Here is a 25,302-nt window from a genome sequence, read left to right on the forward strand (position 1 = left end):
CGTGTCAAAAGACTATAGATCACTGACGGGCACGCGGATGCGCGGCCGCGTACACCTCGCGGAGCTTGTCGACCGTGACCAGCGTGTAGACCTGGGTGGTCGTCACAGAGGCGTGGCCGAGCAACTCCTGTACCACCCTAACGTCCGCGCCGCCGTCCAAAAGGTGAGTTGCAAAGGAATGGCGGAGTACGTGGGGACTTATCCGGTCGAGTCCGGCGCGTTCGGCGGCGGCCTGAAGCACTTCCCAGGCTCCCTGCCTGGTCAGCCGCCCGCCACGGGCGTTGAGGAAGACCCCGGGGGTGCCGCGGCCGTGGGCCAGGAGACCGGGACGGGCCCGCACGAGGTAGGCGTCCAGGGCTGAGCGGGCATAGCGCCCCAAGGGCACCACTCTGGTACGCCCGCCCTTCCCGCGCAGCCGTACCTGGTCGTCCTCCAGGTCGTCCACGGCCAGCCCGACGGCCTCGGAGATGCGGGCGCCGGTGCCGTACAGGACTTCGAGCAGGGCGCGGTTGCGCAGGGTGAGCGGGGCGCCGTCGGGGCCCGAGGCGGCGATGAGGCGTTCGACCTCATCGACGGCGATGGCCTTGGGCAGCCGGCGGAGCTGGCGCGGCGGGCGTACCTCGTGGGCGGGGTCGTGGGCGGTCACGCCTTCGCGCAGGGCGAAGCGGTGCAGGCCGCGCACGGCGGAGACGGCGCGGGCGGCGGAGCTGGCCACGAGCGCGGGGTGCTCGCCGTCACCCTCGCGCAGCGCGGCGAGGAAGGCCAGCACGTCGGCCTCCCCCACCTCGCCCAGCTCCAGGCGGCCCCGCGCCTGGAGGTGCTCGAAGTATCGGCGCAGGTCACGCCGGTAGGACGCGAGTGTGTTGGCAGCCAGGCCCCGTTCCACCGCGAGGTGGGCGAGGTAGCTGGAGAGCACCGCCTCCACGAACTGGTCCTTCCGTCACGCCTCCGGGGCGTCGGCGGGGCGCAACAAGGAGTACCCCTCGACCGAAGCCGCATATGCGGCGAGGATACCGGCCACGGCCGGGGAATTGTGGATCATTCCCATGAGCGCCTTCTCGACGGCGTCGGCGAGATGCACCCATTCGACCGGCATGTCGATCTCCTCGTGCCGGTGCACGAAGCCGTTCTCCTCGTCGGGGATCTTGGTCAGCTCGCGGGCCAGGAACACCCTGATCCGCTCGTCGCTCATACCGGGCGAGGAGCGCAGGTCGACCAGCGTGTGCCAGACGCCGGCCCGGTAGCCGGCCTCCTCGGCGAGCTCTCGGGCGGCGGTGTCGACCAGCGGTTCGCCTTCCACGTCGCGCAGGCCGGCGGGCAGCTCCCACATCAGCCGGCGGGTGGGATGGCGGTACTGCCTGATCATCAGGACGCGGTCGTGCTCGTCGAGGGCGAGCACCGCCACCGCGCCGGGATGCACGACGTAGTCGCGGTCGGCGACCTCGTCGCGGGGCATCCTGACGGTGTCGGTGACGACCTCGATGACGTGACCCTTGAAGCGGGGTCTCGATTCGACGACCTCCCACGACTCGGGCGTGTCCGCGATCATGGTCGCGCTCCGCTCCCGCCGCGGCGCGGCCGGCGCGCCGCCGCCGTCGTACGGACCGTCGCCCTCGCGGTCGTACGGACCCTCGCCCTCGCCGTCGTACGGACCGGAGCCGTCGTACGGACCGGAGCCCTCCGCCCCGGCGCCGTTCACGGACCCACCTTGGTGGCGCCCACGCGGCTGTCGGCGTATTCGAGCGCGGCGCTGACGAGCCCCTTGAACATCGGGTTGGCCCGCGTCGGCCGGGAGCGGAACTCGGGGTGCGCCTGGGTGCCGATGAAGAACGGGTGCAGGTCGGCGGGCAGCTCGGTGTACTCGACCAGGCGGCCGTCGGGCGACAGCCCCGAGAAGATCAGGCCGACGCTCTCGAGCTTGTCGCGGTAGGCGTTGTTGACCTCGTAGCGGTGACGGTGACGCTCGTCGGCCTTGGCCTTGCCGGCGTAGAGCCGCCGCGCGAGCGTGCCCTCGCCGAGCTTGGCGGTGTAGCTGCCGAGGCGCATGGTGCCGCCCATGTCGCGCTCGCCGGCGACGACGTCCTCCTGGTCGGCCATGGTGGAGATGACCGGGTGCTTGGTGTCGGGGTCGAACTCGGCGGAGTTGGCGTCCTCGATGCCGGCCATGTTGCGCGCGGCCTCGATGACCATGCCCTGCATGCCGAGGCAGATGCCGAGCAGCGGGACCTTGCCCTCGCGGGCGTGGCGGATGGCGCCGATCTTGCCCTCGATGCCGCGCACGCCGAACCCGCCGGGGATCAGCACGCCGTCCACGCCGTCGAGCTCGCGGGCGGCCCCCTCCGGGGTCTCGCAGTCGTCGCTCTTGACCCAGCGGATGTTGACGCGGGCGTCGTTGGCGAAACCGCCGGCCCGCAGCGCCTCGGTGACGGACAGGTAGGCATCGGGCAGGTCGATGTATTTGCCGACCAGCGCGATCGTGACCTCCTTGGCCGGGCGGTGCACCCGGCGCAGGAGCTGCTCCCATTCCTTCCAGTCGACGTCGCGGAAGGGCAGGCCGAGCCGGCGCACCACGTACGCGTCGAGCCCCTCGGAGTGGAGCACCTTCGGGATGTCGTAGATCGAGGCGGCGTCGACGGCGGAGACGACGGCGTCCTCGTCCACGTCGCACATGAGACTGATCTTCCGCTTGATCGCGGTCTGCACGGGCCGGTCGGAGCGCAGCACGATCGCGTCCGGCTGGATGCCGATGCTGCGCAGCGCGGCCACGCTGTGCTGGGTCGGCTTGGTCTTCAGCTCGCCCGAGGGACCGATGTACGGCAGCAGCGAGACGTGCAGGAAGAACACGTTGTCGCGCCCGACCTCGTGCCGGATCTGGCGTACGGCCTCCAGGAACGGCAGCGACTCGATGTCGCCCACCGTGCCGCCGACCTCGGTGATGACGACGTCCACGTCAGGGCCGGCCATGCCCCGGATGCGGTCCTTGATCTCGTTGGTGATGTGCGGGATGACCTGGACGGTGTCGCCCAGGTATTCGCCCCGCCGCTCCTTGGCGATGACGTTGGAGTAGACCTGCCCGGTGGTCACGTTGGCCGAGCCGTGCAGGTCGGTGTCGAGGAAGCGTTCGTAGTGGCCGACGTCGAGGTCGGTCTCGGCACCGTCGTCGGTGACGAACACCTCGCCGTGCTGGAACGGGTTCATGGTGCCGGGGTCGACGTTGAGGTAAGGGTCGAGCTTCTGCATGGTGACCCTGAGACCGCGCCCTTTGAGCAGGCGACCGAGGCTGGATGCCGTGAGCCCCTTGCCGAGACTGGAGGCGACACCGCCGGTGACGAACAGATGCTTGGTTTGCGATGCGCTGCGCAAAGGGGCTCCCGTGGCTCGAGGTGTGGTCGAAGTGTCCACGGGCTCTCAGGATATCAAACAACGCCCCTCACATGCCCTAACGGCATGACCTAGCGGGTAACTTTGGTCCCTATGTCACTTGTACGCCGGGCTTTGGGCGCTTTTGTACACCGCGCCTACCGGGCGATCCGCCGGGCCGGCGAGATCACTCCGGCCAGTCCATCCGGCTACCGGTTCCGCCGCCTCGGCGACGGCGTCAGCATCGCCTTCCCGCCCGGCGCGATCTTCGGCGAGCGGTGGATCGAGATCGGCGACCACACGCTCATCGGTGAGCGGGTGTCGATCTCCTGCGGCATGATGCCGGGCCCCGACCTCGGCCCCGACTCGATCCTGCGCATCGGCGGGAGCTGCTCGATCGGCAGGGGCACGCACATCGTGGCGCACCAGTCGATCGACATCGGCGACGACGTCTTCACCGGCCCGTACGTGTACATCACCGACCAGAACCACGTCTACGACGACCCCGACATCCCGATCGGGCGGCAGTGGCCGCGCAACAGCCCGGTCTCGATCGGCTCCGGCTCGTGGCTGGGCGCGGGGGCGATCATCCTGCCGGGCACCACGCTGGGCCGGCAGTGCGTGGTGGCGGGCGGCGCGGTGGTGCGCGGCGAGTTCCCCGACCACAGCGTGGTCGCCGGCGTGCCGGCCAGGCGGGTCCGCGGCTACACGCCGGAGCGGGGCTGGCACACGCCCATCACGCTGGACGCGACCACGTGAGCGTTCCTGGACGCGGCCGTACGAGACCCCGCGGACGCGGCCGTACGAGACCCCGCGGACGCGGCCGTACGAGACCCCGCGGACGCGGCCGTACGAGATCCCGCGGACGCGACCGCATGAGAACCCGCGCGGGGATGGACCGAACAAGGTTCTGACCGTTAGCGTCGGGGGCATGCGGACCGCCATTTGCGAGCGTTTAGGCATCGAGTTCCCGTTGTTCGCCTTCAGCCACTGCCGTGACGTGGTGGCCGCCGTCACCAACGCGGGCGGCTTCGGGGTGCTGGGGGCGGTCGCGTACTCGCCCGACCAGCTCGACACGGAGCTGACCTGGCTGGACGGGCAGGTGGGCGGCCGGCCGTACGGCGTGGACGTGCTCGTGCCCGGCAAGGTCGACCCCTCGGCCCACGACCGGCGCGTGCACCTCATGGACGCCGTGCCCGACCGGCACCGGGACTTCGTCACGCACCTGCTGGCCAAGTACGGCGTCAGCGCGCCCGGCCGGCCGATGACGCCGGTGGCCGACGAGATCGGCCGGCGGGTGACCGCGTCCGGCGCGACGGGGCTGATCGACGTGGCGCTCAAGCATCGCATCGGCCTGATCGCCAGCGCGCTCGGGCCGCCCCCGCCCGAGATGGTGTCCAGTGCCAGGGAGGCGGGCGTGCCGGTGGCCGCGCTGGTCGGCACCGTCGAGCACGCCCGCAGGCAGGTGGCCGCCGGCGCCGACCTCATCGTGGCGCAGGGCACCGAGGCGGGCGGGCACACCGGCGAGATCTCCACGCTGGTGCTGGTGCCGCAGGTCGTGGACGCGGTCGGCCCGATCCCGGTGCTGGCCGCGGGCGGGATCGCGTCGGGACGGCAGATGGCCGCCGCCATGGCGCTCGGGGCCGAGGGCGTGTGGTGCGGCTCCGTCTGGCTCACGACCGAGGAGGCGGAGACGTCGCCCGCGGTCAAGCAGAAGATGCTGGCGGCCTCGTCCCTGGACACCGTCCGGTCCCGCTCCCGTACGGGCAAGCCGGCCCGGCAGCTCAAGTCGGCCTGGACCGAGGAGTGGGACGCGGGGCAGGAGAGCCCTGGACCGCTGGGGATGCCACTGCAGATGCTGCTGGCCGAGGGCGCGATGGGGCGCATCGTGGCGGCGGCGGAGAAGGGCGAGCCTGGGGCGCTGGAGCTGGCCAACTACTTCGTCGGGCAGGTCGTGGGCCAGCTCGACCGGGTCCGGCCGGCCAGGGACGTGGTCTACGAGATGATCGCCGAGTTCGGCGACGCGGTCGAACGCCTGCGACGCCTGTCGGAGTGAACCCGGCGCGCGCTCGGCGAGGCTCCGCGCCGGACCCGATGCGGCCCGGCACCGGAGGTGCGGCCCTGCACCGGGCCCCCGTGCGGCCCGGCGCCTGACCCCGTGCGGCCCGACGCGGACCCCGTAGGGAAGATGTCCGGCAAAGGGTAATCTGCGCCTGTGGTCGGGATCCCGCCTGAGCTGGTGCGCGGCACCGGCGTCCCCGCGCACGTGCAGATCGAGCGCTGGCTGCTCGCCTCGATCGCCGGCGGCGAGCTGGCGCCGGGCGACCGCCTGCCCGGCGAGCGGGAGCTGGCCGGGCGCCTCGGCGTGAGCAGGATGACGCTCAGGCAGGCGCTGGCCTCGCTGGAGCGCGACGGCGTGCTGCTGCGCGTGCCCGGCAGGTCGGGCGGGGCGTTCGTGGCCGAGCCGCGGATCGAGTGCGACCTGACGGGGCTGGCCGGGTTCACCGAGCAGATGCGCCGCGCCCACCTGCGGGCCGAGGCGCGGGTGTTGGGGGCCGCGACCGTGCCCGCGCCCGCCGCCGCGGCCGCCGCGCTCGGCGTCGCGGCCGGGGCACCGGTGCACGAGGTGGCGCGGGTGCGTTCGGCCGGCCGGTCGCCGGTGGCGCTGGAGCGCTCCTGGTTCCCCGACCTGCCCGGCCTGCTCGACCAGGACCTCACCGGCTCCCTGTACGCGCTCCTGGCGGCCCGCTACGACCTTGAGCCGCGTACGGCGGTGGAGCGCCTCGACCCGGTGATCGCCCGGCCGGCCGAGGCCGCCGAGCTGGGCATCGAGCCGGGCACGCCGCTCATGCTGATCGAGCGCACCGCCTACGCGGGCGACGGGACCCCGGTGGAGTACGCGCTCGACCTGTTCCGCCCCGACCGGGTGCGCATCTCGGTGCGCAGCGGGGTCAGGGAACCACCGGCCCCTTGACCACGGTCCCCGCCACCCAGGCGCCCTCCACCTCGATCTCGACCGGCGTGCCGGGACCGGCCTCCAGGTAGGCGTAGGCGATGGAGGCGCGGGCGGTGTAGCCGTAGCCGCCCGAGGTGACCCGGGAGACCACGTCGCCCGCCACCCGTACCGGCTCGTTGCCCAGCGCGACCGCGCGGGGGTCGTCCAGCGTCACGCAGCGCAGCCTGCGCCCAGGCGCCGGGTCCAGCGCGTCGCGGCCGAGGAACTCCTTGTCGTTCTTGACGCAGAAGCCCAGCCCGGCCTCGTACGGCGTGGTCTCCGGCCCGATGTCGGCGCCCCACACCCGATAACCCTTCTCCAGCCTGAGGCTGTCGATGGCCCGGTAGCCGCCGGCCACGAGCCCGAACGGCTCGCCCGCCCGCCACAGCGTCTGCCACAGGCCGAGCCCGTACTCGCTGGAGCAGTACAGCTCCCACCCGTGCTCGCCCACGAACGTCACCCGCAGCGCCAGCACCGGCACGTCGCCCACGGTCAGCTCCCGCGCCGACATGAACGGGAAGTCCAGCGGGTCGGGCGTCAGCCCGGCCATGACGTCGCGGGCGCGCGGCCCCCACAGAGCGAAGCAGGCGTACTGGCCGGTGACGTCGGCGATGCGGGCCTTCGACCCGGTCTGGGCGGCCTGCTTGCGCAGCCAGCCAAGATCGTGCGAGCCGAACGCGGTGCCGGTGACGATCAGGAACTCCTCCTCGCCGCGCCGGGTCACGGTGAAGTCGCACTCGATGCCGCCGCGCCGGTTGAGCGCCTGCGTGTACGTGACCGCGCCGGCCTCGCGGGCGACCCGGTTGTCGCACACCCATTCCAGCAGCGCGGCGGCGTCGGGCCCGGTGACCTCGATCTTGGCGAACGAGCTCTCGTCGAACAGCCCGGCGGCCGTGCGCGTGGCCCGGTGCTCGGCCCCGATCGCGGGCGACCAGAGCCGCCCGGCCCAGCCGCGCGGCCGTTCGTCCTGCCCGGCCTGTTCGTTGGAGGCGTAGTAGTTGACCCGCTCCCAGCCCGACTTCTCGCCGAAGACGGCGCCGTGGGCGGCGTGCCAGCCGTAGGCGGGCGAGAGCCGCAGCGGCCGCCCCGCCGACCGTTCGTGGCCGGGGTAGCGGATGTCGTAGTACGTCTCGTAGTTCTCGACCGCCCGTTTGATCGTGTACGACGGCGAGCGGTACTGGCGGCCGAAGCGGCGGACGTCCATGTGCCAGACGTCCATGCTCGGCTCGCCGTCGACGATCCACTCGGCCATGATCCGGCCGATGCCGCCCGCGCCCGCGATGCCGTGCGCGCAGAACCCGGCCGCGACGTAGAAGCCGGCCACCTCGGTCTCGCCCAGGCAGAACTCGTTGTCGGGGGTGAACGCCTCGGGGCCGTTGATCAGCTTGCGGATGCCGACGTCGGCCATCGCGGGCACGCGGACCCTGGAGTTGTCGGAGATCTCCTCGAACCTGGGGTAGTCCTCGGGCAGCAGCCGGCCGTTGAAGTCGGCGGGCACGGCGTCGAAGGCGTTCGGCCCGGCCGTCCAGGGGGCACAGGTGCGCTCGTACCCGCCCATGACCAGGCCCTGGACCTCCTGCCGGTAGTAGACGAGCAGGTCGGGGTCGCGCAGCGTGGGCAGGCCCGCGTGGTCGTGGAAGGCGTCGGTCACCACGTACTGGTGCGACATGGGCACGATCGGCACGCGTACCCCGGCCATGCGGCCGATCTCGGCCGCGAACATGCCGCCGCAGTTGACCACGATCTCGCAGTCGATGTCGCCCTGGTCGGTGCGCACGCCGGTGACCCGGCCGCCGGCCGTTCTGACGCCGAGCACGCGGGTGCGGGTGCGCAGCCGCGCGCCGCCCTCGCGGGCGCGGGTGGCGAGGGCGTAGCAGAGCTGGGAGGGGTCGATCTGCCCGTCCGTCGGCAGGTACGCCGCCCCCACCACGCCCTCGGGGTCCATGAGCGGGAACAGCTCCACCGCCTCGGCCACCGAGATCTCCTCCAGCGGCAGCCCGAACGTGCGCGCCCAGCCGATCTGGCGGCGGATCTCCTCCATCCGCTCGGGCGTCGAGGCCAGCTTGATGCCGCCGCACTCCGTCCATCCGGCGTCCAGGGTGCGGTAGAGCTCGACCGAGTACTGGTTCATCCTGGTCAGCGTGGGGTCGGCGCGCAGCTGCCCGACGAGCCCGGCCGAGTGGAAGGTGGAGCCGCTGGTGAGCTCGTCCCGTTCGAGCAGGACGACGTCGCGTTCGCCGAGCTGAGTGAGGTGGTAGGCGACGGACGCGCCGCCCACCCCGCCGCCGATGATCACGATGCGGGCCGAGTCGCTCATGGTCGCGAGGCTAACCGGCGCGCCGGTAAAGGTCTAGACCGTTCGCGGCGGGGCGGCCTAGCATCGAGCATGGCCGCGCCCGAGGTCCTCGATCGCATCCCCCTGCTGTCCGGCCTGCCGCGCTCCGTGGAGGAGCTGCCCGGCGGGCTCACCAACCACAACTACAAGGTGACCACGCCCGATGGCACGTATGTGGCGCGCGTGTGGGCCAGCGACGGCGAGCTGCTGGCCATCGACAGGGACGCCGAGCACGCCAACTCGATCGCGGCGGCGCGCGCGGGGGTCGGCGCGCCGGTGCACGCCTATCTGCCCGCGCTCGGGGTGCTGGTGGTGGGATACCTGCCGGGGCGTACGTTCACTGAGGCCGACCTGCGCGAGCCGGCCAACCTGCCCCGGGTGGCGCGGGCGTGCCGCCTGCTGCACGCCGGGCCGCGGTTCGTCCGCGACTTCGACATGTTCGACGTGCAGCGGCGCTACCTGAGCATCGTGCGTGAGCGCGGCTTCCGGCTGCCGCCGGACTATCTGGACTTCATGCCCACCGTCGCCCAGATCCAGAAATGTCTGGCGGTACGCGACGAGGGAACCGTCCCGTGCAACAACGACCTGCTGCCCGGCAACATCCTCGACGACGGCGAGCGCCTCTGGCTGATCGACTACGAATACTCCGGCAACAACGACCCCTGCTTCGAGCTGGGCAACATCTGGAGCGAGTCCGACCTGCCGCTCGGCCACCTGGAGGAGCTCGTCACGGCCTACTACGGCCGCCGCCTGCGCCACAAGATCGCCAGGGCGCGGCTGCTGGGCCTCATGTCCAAGTACGGCTGGACGCTCTGGGCCTCGATCCAGGACGGCGCCAACGCGACCATCGACTTCGACTTCTGGTCGTGGGGGATGGAGAAGTACGAGCGGGCGGTGGCCGAATTCACCCATTCCGGGTTGATCAGCCTCATGGACGAGGCGGCACGGGCAGACTAGGGGCATGCTCGCCGCATTGACCGGTATGGGCCTGTCCACGGCCGCCGGGCTGAACGCGTACATCCCGCTGCTGGTCGTGGGGGTGCTCGCGAACTTCACCGACACCGTGAAACTGCCCGACGGCTACTCCTGGCTGTCCGATTGGGGCGTGCTCGCCGTGATCGCGGTGCTGCTCGTCGCCGAGATGGTGCTGGACAAGGTGCCCGCCGTCGACAGCGTCAACGACGCCATCCAGACCGTGGTCCGGCCGGCCTCGGGCGGCGTGGTCTTCTCCGCGACGAGCGCGGCGGCCGAGTTCGAGAACTCGACCTGGATGACCGAGCACCCCTGGGTGGGCTGGCTGCTGGGCATCGTGCTGGCGCTCGTCGTCCACACGATCAAGACCGTCGCCCGTCCCGTGGTCAACGTGAGCACGGCGGGGACGGGCGCGCCGGTCGTGAGCGCGGCCGAGGACGCCGGCGCGTTCGGCATGAGCCTGATCGCGATCTTCCTGCCCGTGCTGGTGATCCTGGCGTTGCTGCTGCTGGCGGCGCTGGCGTGGTGGGTGCTGCGGCGCGTACGGCGGCGCCGCGCCCGTAGGAGGGCGGCCAGGGGTCACCCGTGAGGCTGACCCCGGCTCCGCCCGCGGGCTGATCCGCCGCCGCGAAACCCTTCGCGGCACTCAGAGCTTGCGCACCCAGCCCTCCAGGGTCTGGACGAAGTCCCGCGGCCGCTCCTCGTGCAGCCGATGGCTGGCCCCCTCCCAGCACACCACCACGGACCCGGAGTTGTCGATCAGCGCCGCCTCCCAGCCGGCCCGCCCCTGATCGGCCCAGATCGACAGCACCGGGCAGCGCCGGCGGGCCAGGTACTCATCGCTGGCCGGGCGCACCCCGATCGCCCCGGGCCCGGTGAACATGGCCTCGAACGCCTCGGCGAGGACGTGCGGCGCCATCCCGTACAGCCTGCGTTTGTGCCAGCGCCTGATGACGTCGGGGGTGCCCGCGTTCGTGCACCACTCGTCGATGCGCTCGGCGGCGGCGTGCGGGTCCTCGCCGCGCAGCGACGCGATCATCTGGGGAAAGCCGCGGGCCAGGGAGGCGCTCATGCCGTAGCCGGGGTCGAGGGTGACGAGCGCGCGCACCTGCTCGGGGTGCTCGACGGCCAGGATGGAGACCACCTGACCGCCCATGGAGTGCCCGACGGCGATCACCCGGGGGACGCCGAGCCGGTCGAGCAGCACGTCGAGGTCCGCGGCCATCATGCGCGGGGTGTTGCCCGTGTCGGGGACCGAGGAGTAGCCGTGGCCGCGCAGGTCCACGGCGATCACGCGGTGCCGGGCGGCGAGCGCGTCGATGTGCCAGGACCACTGGTGCGAATCGGCGCCCCAGCCGTGGACGAGCAGTAACGGGGGCTGATCGTCGTCCGCCTGCCCGTCGTCGGTGTAGAAGAGCCGGACGCCCGGCCCGACCTCCGCGTACGGCATCTACCCCGCACTCCCCTCCGGCCTCCCCGGCTTTTCCGATGCCTGCGGCCCGTCACTTCTTCCGGGCCGCTCAGGTGGGAGCATCAGCGCGCTCTCACCCGCCGTCCAGCCACCGTCGATGGCCAGCTCCGCGCCGGTCATGTACGAGGCGGCGTCGGACAGCAGGAACGCGATCGCCTCCGCCACCTCCTCGGGCTCGCCCCAGCGCCCGGCGGGGGCCAGCGGGAACGTGCCGTCGCCCGACCGGGCGCCGAGCGGCTGCGTCATAGGGGTGATGATCATCCCGGGATGTACGGAGTTGACGCGGATGCGGTGCCGCCCGAACTCCAGCGCCGCGATCTTCGTCAGCCCCCGCACTCCCCATTTGGAGGCGCCGTACCCGCCCGTGGCCGGCAGGGCGAACAGCCCCGCGACCGACGACAGGTTGACCACGGCGCCGCCGCCCGACTCACGCATGGCGCCCGCCACGGCCTTGAGCCCCAGGAAGGTGCCGACCAGATTCACCTGGAGCACGCGCTCGAACTCCTCCAGCGACTGGTCCTCGATCATCGCGACGGAGGCGATGCCGGCGTTGTTGACCAGGCCGTCGAGCCTGCCGTACTCCCGCGTGGTCTCGGCGACGACCGCCGCCCACCCGTCCTGGCTCGTCACGTCGTGCTCGACGAAGCGGGCGCCCAGGTCCTTGGCCGTGGCCGTGCCCTCCTCCACGAGGACGTCGGTGATCACGACCCGTGCCCCGGCGGCGACGCAGCGCCGGGCGGTGGCCGCCCCCATGCCCCGGGCTCCGCCGGTGATGATCACAACTTTGCCGTCAAGCACGCGCTATGCCCTTTCTGGGGGTGTTTCAGGAATCATGTGAACTGAAACACACCGCTTGGCCCTGATCAAGGGCTTGCTTGGTCTCGCGCGCCCGATCCCGTCCGGCCGACTATCCTTCAAGACATCAACACCAACGGGAGGTGGCGGAGATCGGCGAGTTCCTAGTCATCGTGCTGGTGATCCTGGCGTTCCTCCTGCTGCTGGGAGGCGTGGGCATCTACCTCCTGGTCAAGCTGGGCAGGAAGGCCGCGGTGAAGGCCAAGGAGGCCACCACCCGCCTCACCACACACGTCAACGCCATGGGCACCGGCGACGCCGCCGAGGTCGAGCGTCTGCGCCTCGACCTGCGCCGCGAGGTCTCCCTCACCCGCCAGGCCGTCGAGCAGGCCCAGCGCCAGGGCTGGGGCCTGGGCGAGCTGCCCCGCCTGCTGGCCGACCTGACGGCCCAGGCCGACGTCCACGACGGGCAGCTCGGCATGTACGCCCAGCAGCGCCGCGTGTCCCCGTACGTCGACCATGCCACCCTCAACCGGCTCAGAGAGCACCAGGCCAAGCTGACGGCCATGTGCGCCCGCATCCGCGCCGACCTCCTCGGCGACCAGGTGCACCACACGGCGACCGGCATCGCCGACCTCTCCTCCCGCACCGACCTGGAGATCGAGGCCCGCCGCCAGGCCCCCGTCAAGGACCCGCTCGACGAGATCGACGAGCTCTACCGCCGCACCATGGAGGAACGCAAAGACCACCCCCGGTAGCCACGCCCTGTGACATCATGAACGCGGCCCGTCACTCCCCCTGAGGAGCCGCCCTCATGAGCACAGCCCTGCCGGAATGGCTGTACCCCGGCCCTCCCGGCGGGTGGACCGCCGACATGCTCGACCACCTTCCTCCCGACGCGCCCCGGCACGTCGAACTGATCGACGGCTCCCTCCTGCTGAGGCCACCGCAGACCCGCTTCCACATGCGCACGCTCCGCCTGTTCGAGAATCACCTCACACCGCCGCCGCACCTTGCGGTTATCCGCGAGATGCCCGCGACCCTCGGACCACGCCAGCGTCCCGAGCCCGACGTCATGCTGGTCGCCAGGATGACGATCAGGGACGACACCACGTCCTTCAGACCAGAAGACGTCCATCTGGTGATCGAAGTGGCCTCAGCAGAGTCCATCGACCGAGACAGGACGACCAAGCCGATCAAATACGCCAACTCCGGCATCCAGCACCTCTGGCGGGTGGAGCAAGACCACGGTTCGCCTGTCGTCTACACCTTCGAACCGGAGCCCGCTGTCAGGACCTACGTCCCGACCGGCATCCACCGCAAGCGACTGCAAACCCACATCGGCTTCGACGTGGACATCGACCTCCACCTCGACCAGCCGCCCAACTGACCGAGGCTGACAGGCTCCCGCACCACCACCGCACCCCCTCCCGCGCCCAACCGGGACCCCTCCGGCACGAACCACACCCCACCAGGACCCCTCCCGCACGAACCACATCCCACCGGGACCCTTCCGGCACGAACCGCACCCCACCGAGACTCCGCTCGCACGAACCACATCCCACCGGGGCCCCGCCCCGCCACCCGTTCCCAGCTCGGCGACTCGGCGAGTTCATCCGGACCCGGCCTACCCCTGCCGGCCACCAGGTCCGCGACCGGAGTCGCCCCGCCCCACGGGTCTCACCCGCCGGCGGGAACCTTGCCACCGGTGAGAACCTTGCCCACCACTCAAAACCTGGCCCACCAGTGAGAACCTTGCCCGTCGCAGCCCTCACGAGAGCCCTGCACGGGTTGGCCGAGGAGTTGCGGCGTGGACTCCATGTCCGCGTGCCCCAGCATCACTCACACGTGGCGGCCGGCTCTCCCCACCCCCGCAGAGCCCATATCGGCAGCAGACCACCGAGGTGATCCGCCCGCGCACCAGCCCTGATGCCAGGGTGGCTGAACGTCTGTCGAGAGGCCCACTCACTCCCCCGCACCAGCACCCGCGTCTGCGTCTGCACTAGCACCGGCGCCGGCGCCAGCACCAGCACCAGCACCAGCACCAGCCCCGCCGCGTTCCAGGGCCTCGATGGTGGCGCGGAGCCAGGCGAGCTCGGCCTGGCTGGTGGCGTGGGCGATGGTCAGCAGGCCCTGCCGGAACGGGTCGCCGAACTCCTCCGCCCCCATCGGCCGGTCGCCGTCGTCGTAGAAGAAGCTCGTCGGCTCCTCCAGGAAGGTCAGGCGCCTGCGCAGCACCGCCGCCTGATCTCGGGGCTCGTCGAGATGACGCAGGAAGGCCAGCAGCACGAACCACCGGTTCTCATCGCTGATGTCGAGGTCGTCCGGGTCGCGCAGCCGCCGCTCCAGCTCCGCCCGCCCCTCGGGCGTCAGGTAGAGCGTGCGCCGGGGCGCGGCGGCGATGCCCGGCTCGTCCTTCCTGATCAGCCGGCCGGAGGCCTCCATCCGCTTGATCGCCGGATAGAGAGTGCCGTCGGCCACCGGACGCACGTGCCCCATCAGCGCCGCGATGCGCCGACGCAGGTCGTAACCGTGTAACGGCCGATCCCTGAGGAACCCGAGTATGGCCAGCTCCAACATGTATGCCACTATACCTCGCAGCCGATGTATATTGAGCCCGATACACAAGGAGGCCCACCATGCACCATGCCATCGTCCATCCCAGCGGCGCTCACATGCGCTGGGTGGAATTGCCCGGCGCCGAGCCCGCCCGCGTCTACGTTCACGGGCTCGGTGCCACCTCGGCCCCCTACTACGCCCAGGTCGCCGTTCATCCGCTGCTGCCGCGCCACCGTTCCCTGCTGGTCGACCTGCTCGGGTTCGGCATCAGCGACCGTCCAGAGGAGTTCTCCTACACGCTTGAGGCCCACGCCGACGCCCTGGCGGCGGCGCTGCGGGCGGCGGGGGTCGAGGGCGCGTCGCTGATCGCGCACAGCATGGGCGGGGCGGTGGCGACGACGCTGGCCGCCCGTAACCCCGATCTGGTGGCCGGCCTGATCCTGGTGGACGCCAACCTCGACCCCTACCCGCCGTCCCCCGTCCGGCCGGGCACCAGCGGCATCGCGGACTACGAGGAGGAGGAGTTCGTGACGGAGGGCTGGAAGGACGTACGCGACCGCGTGGGGCCACACTGGTGGTCCACGATGCGCCTGGCCGACCTGCGCGGCCTGCACCGTACGGCGGTCAGCCTGGCCGGAAACACCACCCCCACGACCCGCGAGCTGCTCCTCGGTCTGCCGATCCCCCGCGCCTACCTGCACCCCGAGGGTTCCGCGCCCAAGGGGGCGGACGAACTACGTGAGGCGGGCGTCCAGGTGCTGGCCATCCCGGAGTCGGGCCACAACATCATGCTGGACAACCCCGAAGCCTTCGCCCACACCCTGCGCGCCCTCCTCCCCTGATCCCCCAACCCCCATCGAAGACTCCAGGCAACCCCTGCTGCTGACTGAGCGCGCGCTCACCAGGCCGATGACGCGACGGGACCGATGGCGTGGCGGGATCCACGGCGCGACAGGCCAGCGGCGCGCCGAACCCCGTCAGACCGGACCTCACCCAGCCGAACCCTCCCGAGGACAACTCCCCGTCAAACCGGACCCCGCCGAAGCGGGCCCTTCCGAGGGCGGGCCATGTTCGGGCGCGGCCCGGGATCTCCTGCCTGCCGACGGTGGCCGGGTTGCCGCACCGGCCGGCGTTCTCGGCCGCGACCGGTCGCAGACCGCTCCCTCGGCGGCGCACCGGCCTGGTCGGCGGTCGTCGGGGGCGAAGGGTCAGGTTGCGGTGCTGTTGGACTGGGTGACCTGGCCGGTGGTGGCGTCCACGGTTACCTCGTGTTTGGTGCCGTTCGGAGTGATCACGTCCGACTCCCACACGGTCTTGCCCTGCTCCGTGTCCAGGTTGAGCTCCGTGACGCGGCCCTCCGGGACCGCGGCTGCGATCTTGTCGGCGGCCTGGGCATAGTCGAGTTTGGCGGCCGCCACCCGGTCCCGGTGTTTCGTCTTGTCCGACTGGTCCTCGTTCTCGGTGGTGGGGCCGCTGACGACCTTGCCCGCTTCGACGTCCACCTGGTGCTCGGTTCCGTCTTTGCCGACGACCTGTACCTCCCAGGTGCGCCCGCCCTCCTCCGTCTCGATCGAGATGAGCGTGGAGCCGGGCACCGCCGCCAGGGCCGCCTGACCGGCCTGCTTCAGGTCGTCGAGGGCGTTCTGGCCGGGACCACCGGGGCTGCCCGGCATGCCTGGACCGCCGGATTCACCCGGCGCACCCGGACCACCCGGCATGCCAGAGCCACCTGGACCGCCAGGCCCGCCCGGGCAGCCTGGACAGGGCGAGTCGCCCGGGCTTCCCGGGGCGCCTGGGGCCGTGGTCGAGGTGGGGGTGCCGAGGGAGGGGGAGGGCTGGGCGGCCAGCCACTCCACCTCACGGAACGCGGTGCCGCAGCCGCCCGCGAGCACCGTCGCGCCGACCAGGGCACCGATGATCGTCTTGTTCATATCTGGACGCTGCCCGGCGCCAGGTAAAGCATTCGCCCAGGTCAGGCGGGTTATGGTCTATTTGACCCCCGCCTCGCGCATGTCGCGCAGCTCCCGCTTGAGCTCCTTGATCTCGTCGCGCAGCCGCGCGGCCACCTCGAACTGGAGGTCGGCGGCCGACTGGTGCATCTGCTCGGTCAGCGACTCGATGAGCGACTCCATCTGCGCCCGCGGCATCTCGCCGGCGATGGCCTTGGCGTGCTGGCCGGCCTGGCGGGCCGCGAAGCCCGGCACGGGGGCTTTGCCGCGCGACTGCTGCCGGCCGCTGCCGCCGAGCAGCTTGTCGGTGTCGGCGTCCTCGCGCTGGAGCGAGTCGAGGATGTCGGCGATCTTCTTGCGCAGCGGCTGCGGGTCGATGCCGTTGGCCTCGTTGTAGGCGATCTGCTTGGCCCGGCGCCGGTTGGTCTCGTCGATCGCCCGCTCCATCGACGGGGTGACCTTGTCGGCGTACATGTGGACCTGGCCCGAGACGTTTCGGGCGGCACGGCCGATGGTCTGGATCAGCGACGTCTCGGAGCGCAGGAAGCCCTCCTTGTCGGCGTCGAGGATGGCCACCAGCGACACCTCGGGCAGGTCGAGGCCCTCACGCAGCAGGTTGATGCCGACGAGCACGTCGAACTCGCCCGAGCGCAGCTCGCGGAGCAGCTCGATGCGGCGCAGCGTGTCGACCTCGCTGTGCAGGTAGCGGACCCGGATGCCCAGCTCCAGCAGGTAGTCGGTGAGGTCTTCTGACATCTTCTTGGTCAGCGTGGTGACCAGGACGCGCTCGTCGCGCTCGGCCCGCTCGCGGATCTCGTGCACCAGGTCGTCGATCTGGCCCTTGGTCGGCTTGACCACGATCTCGGGGTCGACCAGGCCGGTCGGGCGGATGACCTGCTCGACCACCTCGCCCTTGGCCCGCCCCAGCTCGTAGGGGCCGGGCGTGGCCGACAGGTAGACGGTCTGGCCGATGCGCTCCAGGAACTCCTCCCACTTCAGCGGCCGGTTGTCCAGCGCCGACGGCAGCCGGAACCCGTGGTCGACCAGGGTGCGCTTGCGGGAGGCGTCGCCTTCGTACATGGCGCCGATCTGCGGGACGGTCTGGTGGGACTCGTCGAGGACGAGCAGGAAGTCCTCGGGGAAGTAGTCGAGCAGCGTGTTGGGCGCGCTGCCGGCCTCGCGGCCGTCCATGTGACGCGAGTAGTTCTCGATGCCGGAGCAGGTGCCGATCTGGCGCATCATCTCGATGTCGTACGTCGTGCGCATCCGCAGCCGCTGCGCCTCCAGCAGCTTGCCCTGCCGCTCCAGCTCCGACAGCCGCTCGGCCAGCTCGGCCTCGATGCCGGCCACCGCGGCGGCCATGCGCTGCTCGCCCGCGACGTAGTGGGAGGCCGGGAAGATGTAGAGCTCTTCGTCCTCGGTGATGACCTCGCCGGTCAGCGGGTGCATGGTGGCGAGCTTCTCGATCTCGTCGCCGAACATCTCGATGCGGACGGCCAGCTCTTCGTACTTCGGGATGATCTCGATGGTGTCGCCGCGCACCCGGAAGGTGCCCCTGGTGAAGGCCAGGTCGTTACGGGTGTACTGCATGTCGACCAGGCGGCGCAGCAGCTGGTCGCGGTCGACGTCCATGCCGACGCGCAGCCGGGCCATGCGGTCGACGTATTCCTGCGGCGTGCCCAGGCCGTAGATGCACGACACCGAGGCGACGACGATGGTGTCGCGGCGGGTGAGCAGCGAGTTGGTGGCCGAGTGGCGCAGCCGCTCGACCTCGTCGTTGATCGAGGAGTCCTTCTCGATGTAGGTGTCGCTCTGCGGGACGTAGGCCTCGGGCTGGTAGTAGTCGTAGTAGGAGACGAAGTATTCGACCGCGTTGTTGGGCAGCATCTCGCGCAGCTCGTTGGCGAACTGCGCGGCGAGGGTCTTGTTGGGCTGCATGACCAGGGTGGGCCGCTGCAGCCGCTCGATCAGCCAGGCCACGGTGGCGGTCTTGCCGGTGCCGGTGGCGCCCAGCAGGACGTTGTCCTTCTCCCCGGCCTTGACGCGGCGCTCCAGCTCGGCGATGGCCGTCGGCTGGTCGCCCGATGGAGTCATCTCGGTGACGACCTCGAAGGGCGCCACCTTCCGCTGCAAATCAGTGACCGGTCGCATGGTGCCCACTGTAGGTGGCGCCACCGACAGAAAGCGTCAGGCCGGACGCTCGCCGATGCGGGGGAAGGGCGTGGTGGAGAAGACGACCTCCACCGGAACCTCGAAATAGGCGGCGATGCGCAGCGCCAGGTGAAGACTGGGGCTGTATTCGCCGCGTTCGAGGTAGCCGATGGTCTGGTAGTGCACCCCCAGGGCGTCGGACAGCTGCCTGCGGGTCACGTTGCGCTCCGCGCGCAGCAGCGCGATCCGGTTGTGGACGCTCTCGCTCATCACGGCCTGACTTCCCAGCCCCTCTCATCGCACCCCCCGATAGCAGGGATCTGACATCCATAGCATACCTGCGACGAATAGCAATACACCTGTGACACCGCATTGCAAGCGAACAGTAAGTCATACCCGATACGGTCGAATTCGCCTGTAGCGGAAGAGGAAGGTTTCATGTCACGACCCAGAGAGGCACTGATCCAGGCAGGACAGGGCATAGCCCGAACGGTGGCCCAAGGGGGTGACGTACGCCAGGCGGTGGGCCAAGCCGTGGGACAGGTCACCGGCCAGGTGGGCCAGATGCAGGGCCAGGGCGCCCAGGGCTTCGCGCTGAACCCGCACGACTTCGCCGCGGCCCGCGACGGCGGTGTGTCCGTCGGCACCCTCATCGAGGCGCGCACCGCGTCGCTCAACGAGGCCGGCGAGATCGTCAACCGCAGCTTCGCCGAGAACGGCATGCACGTCATCTCCCCCGTGGTGATCCCCAAGGGCAGCACCGCCAAGGTGATCGTGCCGCTGGGCATCCTCGTGCTGCTCGGGCTCATCGGCGCGCTCGGCAACATCGTCCCGCAGGCGGACGTGGTGTTCGGCCCGCACTACTGGGTGGTGCTGGTGCTGTCGGCCGCGTTCCTGTGGTGGCGGCGCAGCGTGGTGATGGTCCCCGAGGGCTGCAAGGCCCTGATCACCCAGTTCGGCAAGCTGGTGCACATCGCGGACCCGGGCCGGGTGACGCTGTTCAACCCGTGGAAGCGGGTCAGCTACATCGTCAACACCACCCGCGAGTACCCGTTCAACGCGCCGATCAGCGAGGCGCCCACCCAGCAGGGCGTCAAGGCCAGCGTGGACCTGTTCCTGCAGTTCAGGATCGAAAACCCGGCGGAGTTCATCTTCGTGCTCGGCTCGGTCAGCGGCTTCCAGTCCAAGCTGCAGAACGCCATCAGCGAGGTCACCCGCTCCCTGATCTACGCCCAGCGCGCCGAGGAGATCTACGACCTGGTCGGCGAGAGCACGCTCGGCATGCTGGAGAGCCTCAACCAGCAGTTCCTGCCCGCCGTGCGGCTCACCGACGTCAACATCACGCACGCCGAGCCGTCCAGCCAGGAATACCGGATGGACCTGGCCGCGCCCGAGATGGTCCGCGTCGCCAAGGAGGCCTACACCTACGAGTACGAGCTCCAGCTGCGCAAGGAGCAGAACGAGGGCGACCTGGTCAAGGAGCTGGCCGGCCTGCAGGAGACGCTGAGCGCCATCCAGGCCGAGATCGCCGGCTACCAGGCCCGCATGGACACCGCGCTCGAGCGCGCCACCCACCAGGCCACCGCGCAGGCCAGGCAGCGCCTGGTCGAGGCCGAGTCCACGGCCAACGCCAACGCCGCGCTGCTGGAGGCCCAGGCGCTCGACATCAGGGCGCTGTCGGCCGCCGAGGCGCCCGAGATCCTCGACTACCGCTTCCAGCAGGACCTGCTGACCAAGCTGGAGTCGGTCTCCACCCGGCTGCCGCAGGTCGTCCAGGTGGGCGACCAGACCGACATCGACTTCCTGGCCCTGGCCCAGCAGCTCGTGGGCGGCAAGGGCGCGGCGCTGTTCTCCGCCGAGGACATGGCCGCCATCCGGTCCAGGCTCGACGAGATCGGCCTGCGCGTACGGGGCCGCGAGGGCGAGATCGCGTCGCTGCTGGCCAAGACGGCCGCCGACGTGGAGCAGCCGCCGCAGGTGCCGGAGCCCGACTCCGACCTCGAATCCACCGTCGAACGGCTGCTGCCCGGCGGCAAGCACCACGGACAGGCTGGGAGTGAGATCTGATGAGCCGCGACTTCTCCAAGATCAAGGAATCGGTCGCCTCCTGGGGCGACATCCGCCAGCTCCTGCGCGGCGGCGAGCAGGGCCAGCTCGTGCCCGTCGTCATCCCCAAGGACCGGCGCGGCTTCGCCTGGATGACGCTGATCTTCCTGGCGCTCTACTTCGCCGGCATGGCGGCGCTGACCGACTTCACCGTCCCGGCGGCGCTGGCCGCGCTGTTCTTCCTGCTCATCGCCCTGATCACGATGTGGCGCAAGGCCATCATCGAGATCGAGGAGGGCACCACGGGCGTGCGCAGCCGCTGGGGCGCCATCACCGGCACGCTGCCGCCCGGCCGGCACTACCTCTGGCTGCCGTGGGACCGGGTGGACGCGGTCGTCGACACCTCCACCGAGATCCCGTACTCCGCGCCGATCGTGGCCTGCCCGACCGCCGAGAACGTGCCGCTGAAGTCGATCGAGTTCTTCCTCAAGTTCCGGATCGTCGACCCGGTCGCGTTCGTCCGCACGATCGGCGCGGGCAACTTCGACCTGGTGCTGTCCAGCGCGGTGCAGGACGCGATCAGGCAGCGCAGCCGCCGGGTCAACACCGAGCGCGCGTACGACCTGCGCGGCTCCGACGTCGGCGACATGCAGGACGCGCTCAACCGCCAGCTGGGCCGCTACGGCGTGCGCGTCACCGGCTCCAACATCCCCGACGTGCAGCTGCCCGACCAGTACCAGCAGCACCTGGCCACCCGCGAGAAGGTGGCCAAGGAGCTGTCGGCCTACGAGCGCGAGTGGGAGCTGACCCGCAAGCGCCGCATCGACACCCTGCTGATGGAGATCGAGCGCTCCAAGAAGACCCGTGACGCCCGCGTGGTCGAGGTCAAGGCCGCCCACAACACGGCCCGCAAGGACGTGGCCCGCATGCTGGAGGAGCAGGAGACCGAGGCGCAGCGGGTGACGTGGGAGATCGAGGCGCGCGGCCGCGCCGAGCTCACCTCCGCCGAGAACGAGGCCAAGGCGCTGCGCCGGCTGGCCGAGTCGTATCGGGACAACCGGGCCGTGCTGCAGTACGAGCTGGCCCGCAAGCGTCTCGACGTGGGCGCGAAACTGGCGGAGAATGCCCCCCAGCCGCTGGTCGTACGCACCCAGCAGGGTCAGGCCGACTCCGCGCTGTCCACCCTCCTGCTCGCTCAGTTGCTCCCCCGCATCTCGGGTACGGGAGCGGGTCAAGTGAACGGCCGTACACCTTCCGCATAGGAGAACTCCATGGTGTTCCGCAAGCTGATGGCCGCGTTCGGCGCGGGCGTCGAGGTTGACACGGTGTTGACCGACACGGGCGTGCGCCCTGGCGAGCTGCTGCGCGGCGTCGTCCACTTCCGTGGCGGCAACTCCGAGTACAAGGTCGAGGGCATCCACATCGACCTCACCGCCGTGGTCGAGGTCGAGCAGGGCGACAACGAGTACAAGACGTCCTACAGCTTCCTGCGCCAGCAGGTCGCGGGGACGTTCCAGCTAGCCGCGGGCGCGCAGCACCAGCATCCGTTCGAGGTCCCGATCCCGTGGGAGACCCCCATCAGCGCGATCGCGGGGCATCCGTTGCGCGGTATGCGGCTGGGCGTCCAGACGGAGCTGGCGCTGGCGGGGGCGCTCGACAAGGGCGACCTCGACCCGCTGTTCGTCAGTCCGCTGCCGGCGCAGGACCACGTGCTCGGCGCCCTCGACCGGCTGGGCTTCCAGTTCAAGAAGGCCGATCTCGAACGGGGCACCCTGTACGGCTCGACGATGCCGTTCTTCCAGGAGATCGAGTACTACGCGGGCGGTCAGTGGCGGCGGCACTTCAACGAGCTGGAGCTGACGTTCATCGCCGGGCCGCGGCAGGTTGACGTCATCCTGGAGGCCGACAAGCGGGGCGGCTTCCTCAGCTCCAGCCACGACGCCTACAACCGGTTCACCGTGCGGTACGACGACCCGCCGAACTCGGCGGACGCGGCCCTGCAGCGCGGCCTGGAGCAGATGGCCCGCCACCGCGGCTGGTTCTAGGTCACAGGTCTCCTACTGGGGTCACGGCGGGGGTCACGGCCAGCAGGTGGCCGCTGACCCCCAGGAGCGACGGTTCGCACTCAAGCCGCCGGGCGGCGTCGAGCAGCAGCTCGCGCCGCCCGTCGTCGTCCAGCCAGTCGTCCACGTCCTCGTAGAGCCAGAACGCGCCCTCCAGGCCGTGGACACGCGGCCGGGGCAGCCCCGCGTCGGTGAACTCGGCGACGATCTCCTCGGGACGATGGCCGTAACCACGGAAGCCGCCCTCCCGCGCCGAGACGATCTCCCCGGTCTCCAGGGTGCGGTACTCGACCTCCACCCGCCCGTCCAGCGGCAGCGTGCCCAGGCGGACGCTGTCGTGCAGGGCCGCGTACCGGCTGATGAAGGCCGAGACGACCAGCCCGCCCGCGCGGACGGCGCGGCGGGCCTCGCGCAGCGCGCGGACGCGGTCGGCGCGCTCGGGCAGGTGGTAGAGCGGGCCGAGCAGCAGCGCCACGTCGGCCGCGCCGTCGGGGACGGGCAAATCACGGGCGTCCCCCAGGCGGGCGCGTACGCCGGGCAGCGCCGCGGCCTCCTCGACGTGCAGCGGCACGGGATCGATCACCTCGACGTCGTAGCCCTCGGCGGCCAGCCACTCGGCGTGCGCGCCGGTGCCGCCGCCCACGTCGAGCACCTTCGCCGGCGCCGGCGGCAGCGTGCGCAGCAGCACGTCACGGGTACGCCAGAACTCCAGCCGGCCCCGCCCCTGCCGCAGCCTGGTCAGCTCGCCGCCCTGCTCGTAGTAGCGCAGAAGGTGCGGATCCATGATCATGCCGTCGGATCCTACAATCGCCGGTTTCGCGCAGGCGAGGCAATATTCCGGGCCACCTTCCGACAGGGGATCACTCCTTTGCGTGTGCTGGCAGTCGCATGGCGCGGTCGTTACCATGACGTCGGGAACTGACTGATCGTCGGACGGCGGGGCGAGCGATGGCACGGTTCATGGCGGCGTTGAGACAGGCCGCCTCATGGGCGGCGCACAACGCGGACGGCGCCATCGCGCTCGGGCTGGCGATCGTGGTCGGCGTGCTGGGCATCATGCCGGACGAGATCTTCGGCCCCGAGGGCGAGGACATCCAGCGCCAGCTCGTGACCGCCGCGACCCTGGTGATCCTGGCGCTGGTGGCCACCGCGCTGCTGCGCGACCGGGTCAGGCAGGCGCCCGTGGAGAAGACGATCACCTCCGGCGCGCTGGCCGAGCTCCCGCTGCGCCTGGCCAGGCTGGAGGAGCTGGAGAGCCTGGCCCACAGCACGCGCCGGGCCCTCGACGCGCTCGAACTCGTCAGGGTGCTGGGCAGCAGTCAGGAGATCGCCCAGTCCCACGCCGAGGCCCGCAAGGACACGACCAGGTGGAGCTTCAAGGGCGGCACCGGCACCTATCTGCGCGCGGTGACGCTGCCGGCGTGCGTGGCGGCCGCGCGCAGGGACAAACGCCACCTCACGGTCAGGGTCGAGGTCATCGACCCGACCAACGCGGAGGTGTGCGAGACGTACGCGCACTATCGCCGTTCGCTGCAGGACCATCCCGACGCCACCGGCGAGACGTGGACCACCGACCGGGCCAGGAAGGAGTCGTACGCGACCATCCTGGCCGCCTTCTGGCACCGCCAGCGCTACGGCCTGCTCGACATCGGGGTCGGCCTGTCGGCCACGATGACGACGTTCCGCTGGGACCTGGCCACGACCCGCCTGATCATGACGGTCGAGGACCCCAACATGGCGATGACCGCGCTGGCCGACACGTTCTACTACGAGAACTGCGACACCGAGCTGCGGCTCAGCTTCGAGCAGGCGCGGCGGGTGCCGCTGGAGATGTACAAGAAGGTCCCGCTCGGCGACGAGCCCACCATCGAGGAGGTGCAGGAGCTGTTCGAGCGGATCGGGGTGCCCCTGCCCAAGTCGTACGACGGCCGTGACGTCGTCGACATCGCCCGCAAGGCGTTGCGCGCCGTCGATCCCTACGGGTCATGAGCTACTCCGGCGTACGTGACGTGCTGGCCGCGGGCGAGGCCAGGCGGTGGGCCCTGGACGTGCTGGCCCGGCCCGATCTGGGCGCGGTCCGGCATCCGCTGGGATTCGTCTGCCTGCCCCTGGAGCGTGACGGCGGTGAGGGGGTATGCCTCCATCTGTGGTCCGATTCGCTCGCGCACGCCGAGAGCACCACGTCGCAGATCCACTGCCACAGCTGGGACCTGGTCAGCCATGTGCTCTACGGCCAGATGCGCAACGTGCACGCGGTGGTCGCCGACGCCGGGGCGGACGCCACGCACCGGGTCTACGAGGTGGTGAGTGGCGCCGACGGCGACCGCATCTCGCCCACCTCCCGCACCGTGCGCCACGAGACGGGCCTGGTGGAGGTCTTCGGGCCCGGCGACACCTACACGCTGGCCGCCGGCCTCTTCCACAGCAGCGTCGTGCCCGAGGGCGGCGAGGCGGCCACGATCGCGCTCGGCAGTGGCCGCCCCGGCAGCCGCGACCTGTCCCTGGGCCCGCTGCACGGCGGCGCCCACCACGTGTCCAGGCAGCCGCTGGACCCCGGCGAGACGGCCGCGGCCGTGCGCCTGATCACCGCGCACCTGACCTGAGAG

At 70.9% G+C, this 25,302-nt stretch carries 24 protein-coding genes; 13 read left to right on the top strand and 11 right to left on the bottom strand.

Features of this window, described 5'->3' with window-relative positions:
* Window positions 1–19 precede the first annotated feature (19 nt).
* The 3 genes from OIE67_RS27540 to OIE67_RS27550 all read right to left on the bottom strand — a co-directional run bounded on the left by OIE67_RS27540 (window position 20) and on the right by OIE67_RS27550 (window position 3,363).
* Window positions 20–925 (bottom strand): site-specific tyrosine recombinase XerD, encoded by a 906-nt coding sequence (locus OIE67_RS27540; RefSeq protein ID WP_106244773.1) that lies wholly within the window; start codon window positions 923–925, stop codon window positions 20–22.
* A 15-nt stretch (window positions 926–940) separates the two neighbouring features.
* The gene (locus tag OIE67_RS27545; protein WP_106244939.1) at window positions 941–1,549 is read right to left on the bottom strand and encodes an NUDIX domain-containing protein; all 609 of its coding nucleotides are present in this window, start codon (window positions 1,547–1,549) and stop codon (window positions 941–943) included.
* Between the two features lie 146 nt (window positions 1,550–1,695).
* Complete coding sequence (locus OIE67_RS27550; protein WP_326625820.1) at window positions 1,696–3,363, bottom strand: CTP synthase; 1,668 nt, start codon at window positions 3,361–3,363, stop codon at window positions 1,696–1,698.
* A 111-nt stretch (window positions 3,364–3,474) separates the two neighbouring features.
* Between OIE67_RS27550 and OIE67_RS27555 the strand changes: the two genes are divergently transcribed.
* The 3 genes from OIE67_RS27555 (at window position 3,475) to OIE67_RS27565 (ending at window position 6,334) form a co-directional block, all read left to right on the top strand.
* Window positions 3,475–4,119: an acyltransferase gene (locus tag OIE67_RS27555; protein WP_326625822.1), complete on the top strand. Its 645-nt coding sequence runs from the start codon at window positions 3,475–3,477 to the stop codon at window positions 4,117–4,119.
* Between the two features lie 172 nt (window positions 4,120–4,291).
* Window positions 4,292–5,416, top strand: coding sequence for an NAD(P)H-dependent flavin oxidoreductase (locus tag OIE67_RS27560; protein WP_326625824.1), 1,125 nt, complete (start codon window positions 4,292–4,294; stop codon window positions 5,414–5,416).
* Between the two features lie 159 nt (window positions 5,417–5,575).
* Window positions 5,576–6,334, top strand: a complete 759-nt coding sequence (locus OIE67_RS27565) for a GntR family transcriptional regulator (protein ID WP_326625826.1) — start codon at window positions 5,576–5,578, stop codon at window positions 6,332–6,334.
* Here OIE67_RS27565 and OIE67_RS27570 read toward each other — a convergent pair.
* Complete coding sequence (locus OIE67_RS27570; RefSeq protein WP_326625828.1) at window positions 6,312–8,672, bottom strand: GcvT family protein; 2,361 nt, start codon at window positions 8,670–8,672, stop codon at window positions 6,312–6,314. The genes OIE67_RS27565 and OIE67_RS27570 overlap by 23 nt on opposite strands.
* 69 nt (window positions 8,673–8,741) lie before the next feature.
* Between OIE67_RS27570 and OIE67_RS27575 the strand changes: the two genes are divergently transcribed.
* Entirely contained in the window at window positions 8,742–9,647 is a 906-nt protein-coding gene (locus OIE67_RS27575) for a choline kinase family protein (protein WP_106244763.1), read from the top strand.
* Between the two features lie 4 nt (window positions 9,648–9,651).
* Window positions 9,652–10,251 (top strand): DUF4126 domain-containing protein, encoded by a 600-nt coding sequence (locus OIE67_RS27580; protein WP_326625831.1) that lies wholly within the window; start codon window positions 9,652–9,654, stop codon window positions 10,249–10,251.
* Window positions 10,252–10,308: 57 nt separating this feature from the next.
* On the opposite strand, the gene OIE67_RS27585 is transcribed toward OIE67_RS27580, so the two are convergent.
* Both OIE67_RS27585 and OIE67_RS27590 read right to left on the bottom strand, forming a co-directional pair.
* On the bottom strand, window positions 10,309–11,112 hold the full coding sequence (locus OIE67_RS27585) for an alpha/beta fold hydrolase (protein WP_326625833.1): 804 nt from the start codon (window positions 11,110–11,112) through the stop codon (window positions 10,309–10,311).
* Window positions 11,113–11,931 carry a glucose 1-dehydrogenase gene (locus OIE67_RS27590; protein ID WP_326625834.1) on the bottom strand — a complete coding sequence of 273 codons (819 nt, stop codon included), beginning with the start codon at window positions 11,929–11,931 and terminating at the stop codon, window positions 11,113–11,115.
* A 140-nt stretch (window positions 11,932–12,071) separates the two neighbouring features.
* Here OIE67_RS27590 and OIE67_RS27595 point away from each other — a divergent pair, with 140 nt between their 5' ends.
* Both OIE67_RS27595 and OIE67_RS27600 read left to right on the top strand, forming a co-directional pair.
* A complete protein-coding gene (locus OIE67_RS27595) occupies window positions 12,072–12,686 on the top strand; it encodes a hypothetical protein (protein ID WP_326625836.1) in 615 nt (204 codons plus the stop codon).
* Between the two features lie 56 nt (window positions 12,687–12,742).
* Window positions 12,743–13,318 (top strand): Uma2 family endonuclease, encoded by a 576-nt coding sequence (locus OIE67_RS27600; protein WP_326625838.1) that lies wholly within the window; start codon window positions 12,743–12,745, stop codon window positions 13,316–13,318.
* A 575-nt stretch (window positions 13,319–13,893) separates the two neighbouring features.
* On the opposite strand, the gene OIE67_RS27605 is transcribed toward OIE67_RS27600, so the two are convergent.
* The gene (locus OIE67_RS27605; RefSeq protein WP_326625840.1) at window positions 13,894–14,508 is read right to left on the bottom strand and encodes a PadR family transcriptional regulator; all 615 of its coding nucleotides are present in this window, start codon (window positions 14,506–14,508) and stop codon (window positions 13,894–13,896) included.
* Between the two features lie 59 nt (window positions 14,509–14,567).
* Here OIE67_RS27605 and OIE67_RS27610 point away from each other — a divergent pair, with 59 nt between their 5' ends.
* The gene (locus OIE67_RS27610) at window positions 14,568–15,329 is read left to right on the top strand and encodes an alpha/beta fold hydrolase (protein WP_326625842.1); all 762 of its coding nucleotides are present in this window, start codon (window positions 14,568–14,570) and stop codon (window positions 15,327–15,329) included.
* Between the two features lie 366 nt (window positions 15,330–15,695).
* Here OIE67_RS27610 and OIE67_RS27615 read toward each other — a convergent pair whose 3' ends face one another.
* From OIE67_RS27615 to OIE67_RS27625, 3 genes are read right to left on the bottom strand one after another with little or no spacing between them, the layout of a single operon-like run.
* Window positions 15,696–16,418, bottom strand: coding sequence for a PepSY domain-containing protein (locus OIE67_RS27615; protein ID WP_326625844.1), 723 nt, complete (start codon window positions 16,416–16,418; stop codon window positions 15,696–15,698).
* A 57-nt stretch (window positions 16,419–16,475) separates the two neighbouring features.
* Window positions 16,476–18,587, bottom strand: coding sequence for an excinuclease ABC subunit UvrB (uvrB, locus tag OIE67_RS27620; protein ID WP_106244932.1), 2,112 nt, complete (start codon window positions 18,585–18,587; stop codon window positions 16,476–16,478).
* 36 nt (window positions 18,588–18,623) lie between these two features.
* Entirely contained in the window at window positions 18,624–18,857 is a 234-nt protein-coding gene (locus OIE67_RS27625; RefSeq protein ID WP_106244753.1) for a helix-turn-helix transcriptional regulator, read from the bottom strand.
* Window positions 18,858–19,025: 168 nt separating this feature from the next.
* Between OIE67_RS27625 and OIE67_RS27630 the strand changes: the two genes are divergently transcribed.
* From OIE67_RS27630 to OIE67_RS27640, 3 genes are read left to right on the top strand one after another with little or no spacing between them, the layout of a single operon-like run.
* Window positions 19,026–20,654: an SPFH domain-containing protein gene (locus tag OIE67_RS27630; protein ID WP_326625849.1), complete on the top strand. Its 1,629-nt coding sequence runs from the start codon at window positions 19,026–19,028 to the stop codon at window positions 20,652–20,654.
* Window positions 20,654–21,895, top strand: coding sequence for an SPFH domain-containing protein (locus OIE67_RS27635; protein WP_326625851.1), 1,242 nt, complete (start codon window positions 20,654–20,656; stop codon window positions 21,893–21,895). The genes OIE67_RS27630 and OIE67_RS27635 overlap by 1 nt, the downstream gene beginning before the upstream one ends.
* 9 nt (window positions 21,896–21,904) lie before the next feature.
* Entirely contained in the window at window positions 21,905–22,678 is a 774-nt protein-coding gene (locus tag OIE67_RS27640; RefSeq protein WP_326625853.1) for a sporulation protein, read from the top strand.
* A 1-nt stretch (window position 22,679) separates the two neighbouring features.
* Here the strand turns inward: OIE67_RS27640 and OIE67_RS27645 are convergent, their stop codons facing one another.
* Entirely contained in the window at window positions 22,680–23,486 is an 807-nt protein-coding gene (locus OIE67_RS27645; protein ID WP_326625855.1) for a class I SAM-dependent methyltransferase, read from the bottom strand.
* Window positions 23,487–23,644: 158 nt separating this feature from the next.
* Between OIE67_RS27645 and OIE67_RS27650 the strand changes: the two genes are divergently transcribed.
* Window positions 23,645–24,685 carry a hypothetical protein gene (locus tag OIE67_RS27650; protein WP_326625857.1) on the top strand — a complete coding sequence of 347 codons (1,041 nt, stop codon included), beginning with the start codon at window positions 23,645–23,647 and terminating at the stop codon, window positions 24,683–24,685.
* Window positions 24,682–25,299, top strand: coding sequence for a hypothetical protein (locus tag OIE67_RS27655; protein WP_326625859.1), 618 nt, complete (start codon window positions 24,682–24,684; stop codon window positions 25,297–25,299). The genes OIE67_RS27650 and OIE67_RS27655 overlap by 4 nt, the downstream gene beginning before the upstream one ends.
* The last annotated feature ends 3 nt before the right edge of the window (window positions 25,300–25,302 follow it).

Source organism: Nonomuraea fuscirosea (genome assembly GCF_035917475.1).
Taxonomy (GTDB): domain Bacteria; phylum Actinomycetota; class Actinomycetes; order Streptosporangiales; family Streptosporangiaceae; genus Nonomuraea; species Nonomuraea fuscirosea.

Excerpts from the sequence above, each read along its gene's own strand:
- OIE67_RS27570 (WP_326625828.1), bottom strand. The coding sequence starts at position 8,672 with ATGAGCGACTCGGCCCGCATCGTGATCATCGGCGGCGGGGTGGGCGGC.
- OIE67_RS27555 (WP_326625822.1), top strand. The coding sequence starts at position 3,475 with ATGTCACTTGTACGCCGGGCTTTGGGCGCTTTTGTACACCGCGCCTAC.
- OIE67_RS27625 (WP_106244753.1), bottom strand. The coding sequence starts at position 18,857 with ATGAGCGAGAGCGTCCACAACCGGATCGCGCTGCTGCGCGCGGAGCGC.
- OIE67_RS27655 (WP_326625859.1), top strand. The coding sequence starts at position 24,682 with ATGAGCTACTCCGGCGTACGTGACGTGCTGGCCGCGGGCGAGGCCAGG.
- OIE67_RS27615 (WP_326625844.1), bottom strand. The coding sequence starts at position 16,418 with ATGAACAAGACGATCATCGGTGCCCTGGTCGGCGCGACGGTGCTCGCG.
- OIE67_RS27610 (WP_326625842.1), top strand. The coding sequence starts at position 14,568 with ATGCACCATGCCATCGTCCATCCCAGCGGCGCTCACATGCGCTGGGTG.
- OIE67_RS27545 (WP_106244939.1), bottom strand. The coding sequence starts at position 1,549 with ATGATCGCGGACACGCCCGAGTCGTGGGAGGTCGTCGAATCGAGACCC.
- OIE67_RS27605 (WP_326625840.1), bottom strand. The coding sequence starts at position 14,508 with ATGTTGGAGCTGGCCATACTCGGGTTCCTCAGGGATCGGCCGTTACAC.
- OIE67_RS27640 (WP_326625853.1), top strand. The coding sequence starts at position 21,905 with ATGGTGTTCCGCAAGCTGATGGCCGCGTTCGGCGCGGGCGTCGAGGTT.
- OIE67_RS27560 (WP_326625824.1), top strand. The coding sequence starts at position 4,292 with ATGCGGACCGCCATTTGCGAGCGTTTAGGCATCGAGTTCCCGTTGTTC.
- OIE67_RS27635 (WP_326625851.1), top strand. The coding sequence starts at position 20,654 with ATGAGCCGCGACTTCTCCAAGATCAAGGAATCGGTCGCCTCCTGGGGC.
- OIE67_RS27585 (WP_326625833.1), bottom strand. The coding sequence starts at position 11,112 with ATGCCGTACGCGGAGGTCGGGCCGGGCGTCCGGCTCTTCTACACCGAC.
- OIE67_RS27650 (WP_326625857.1), top strand. The coding sequence starts at position 23,645 with ATGGCACGGTTCATGGCGGCGTTGAGACAGGCCGCCTCATGGGCGGCG.
- uvrB (WP_106244932.1), bottom strand. The coding sequence starts at position 18,587 with ATGCGACCGGTCACTGATTTGCAGCGGAAGGTGGCGCCCTTCGAGGTC.
- OIE67_RS27630 (WP_326625849.1), top strand. The coding sequence starts at position 19,026 with ATGTCACGACCCAGAGAGGCACTGATCCAGGCAGGACAGGGCATAGCC.
- OIE67_RS27645 (WP_326625855.1), bottom strand. The coding sequence starts at position 23,486 with ATGATCATGGATCCGCACCTTCTGCGCTACTACGAGCAGGGCGGCGAG.
- OIE67_RS27580 (WP_326625831.1), top strand. The coding sequence starts at position 9,652 with ATGCTCGCCGCATTGACCGGTATGGGCCTGTCCACGGCCGCCGGGCTG.
- OIE67_RS27600 (WP_326625838.1), top strand. The coding sequence starts at position 12,743 with ATGAGCACAGCCCTGCCGGAATGGCTGTACCCCGGCCCTCCCGGCGGG.
- OIE67_RS27575 (WP_106244763.1), top strand. The coding sequence starts at position 8,742 with ATGGCCGCGCCCGAGGTCCTCGATCGCATCCCCCTGCTGTCCGGCCTG.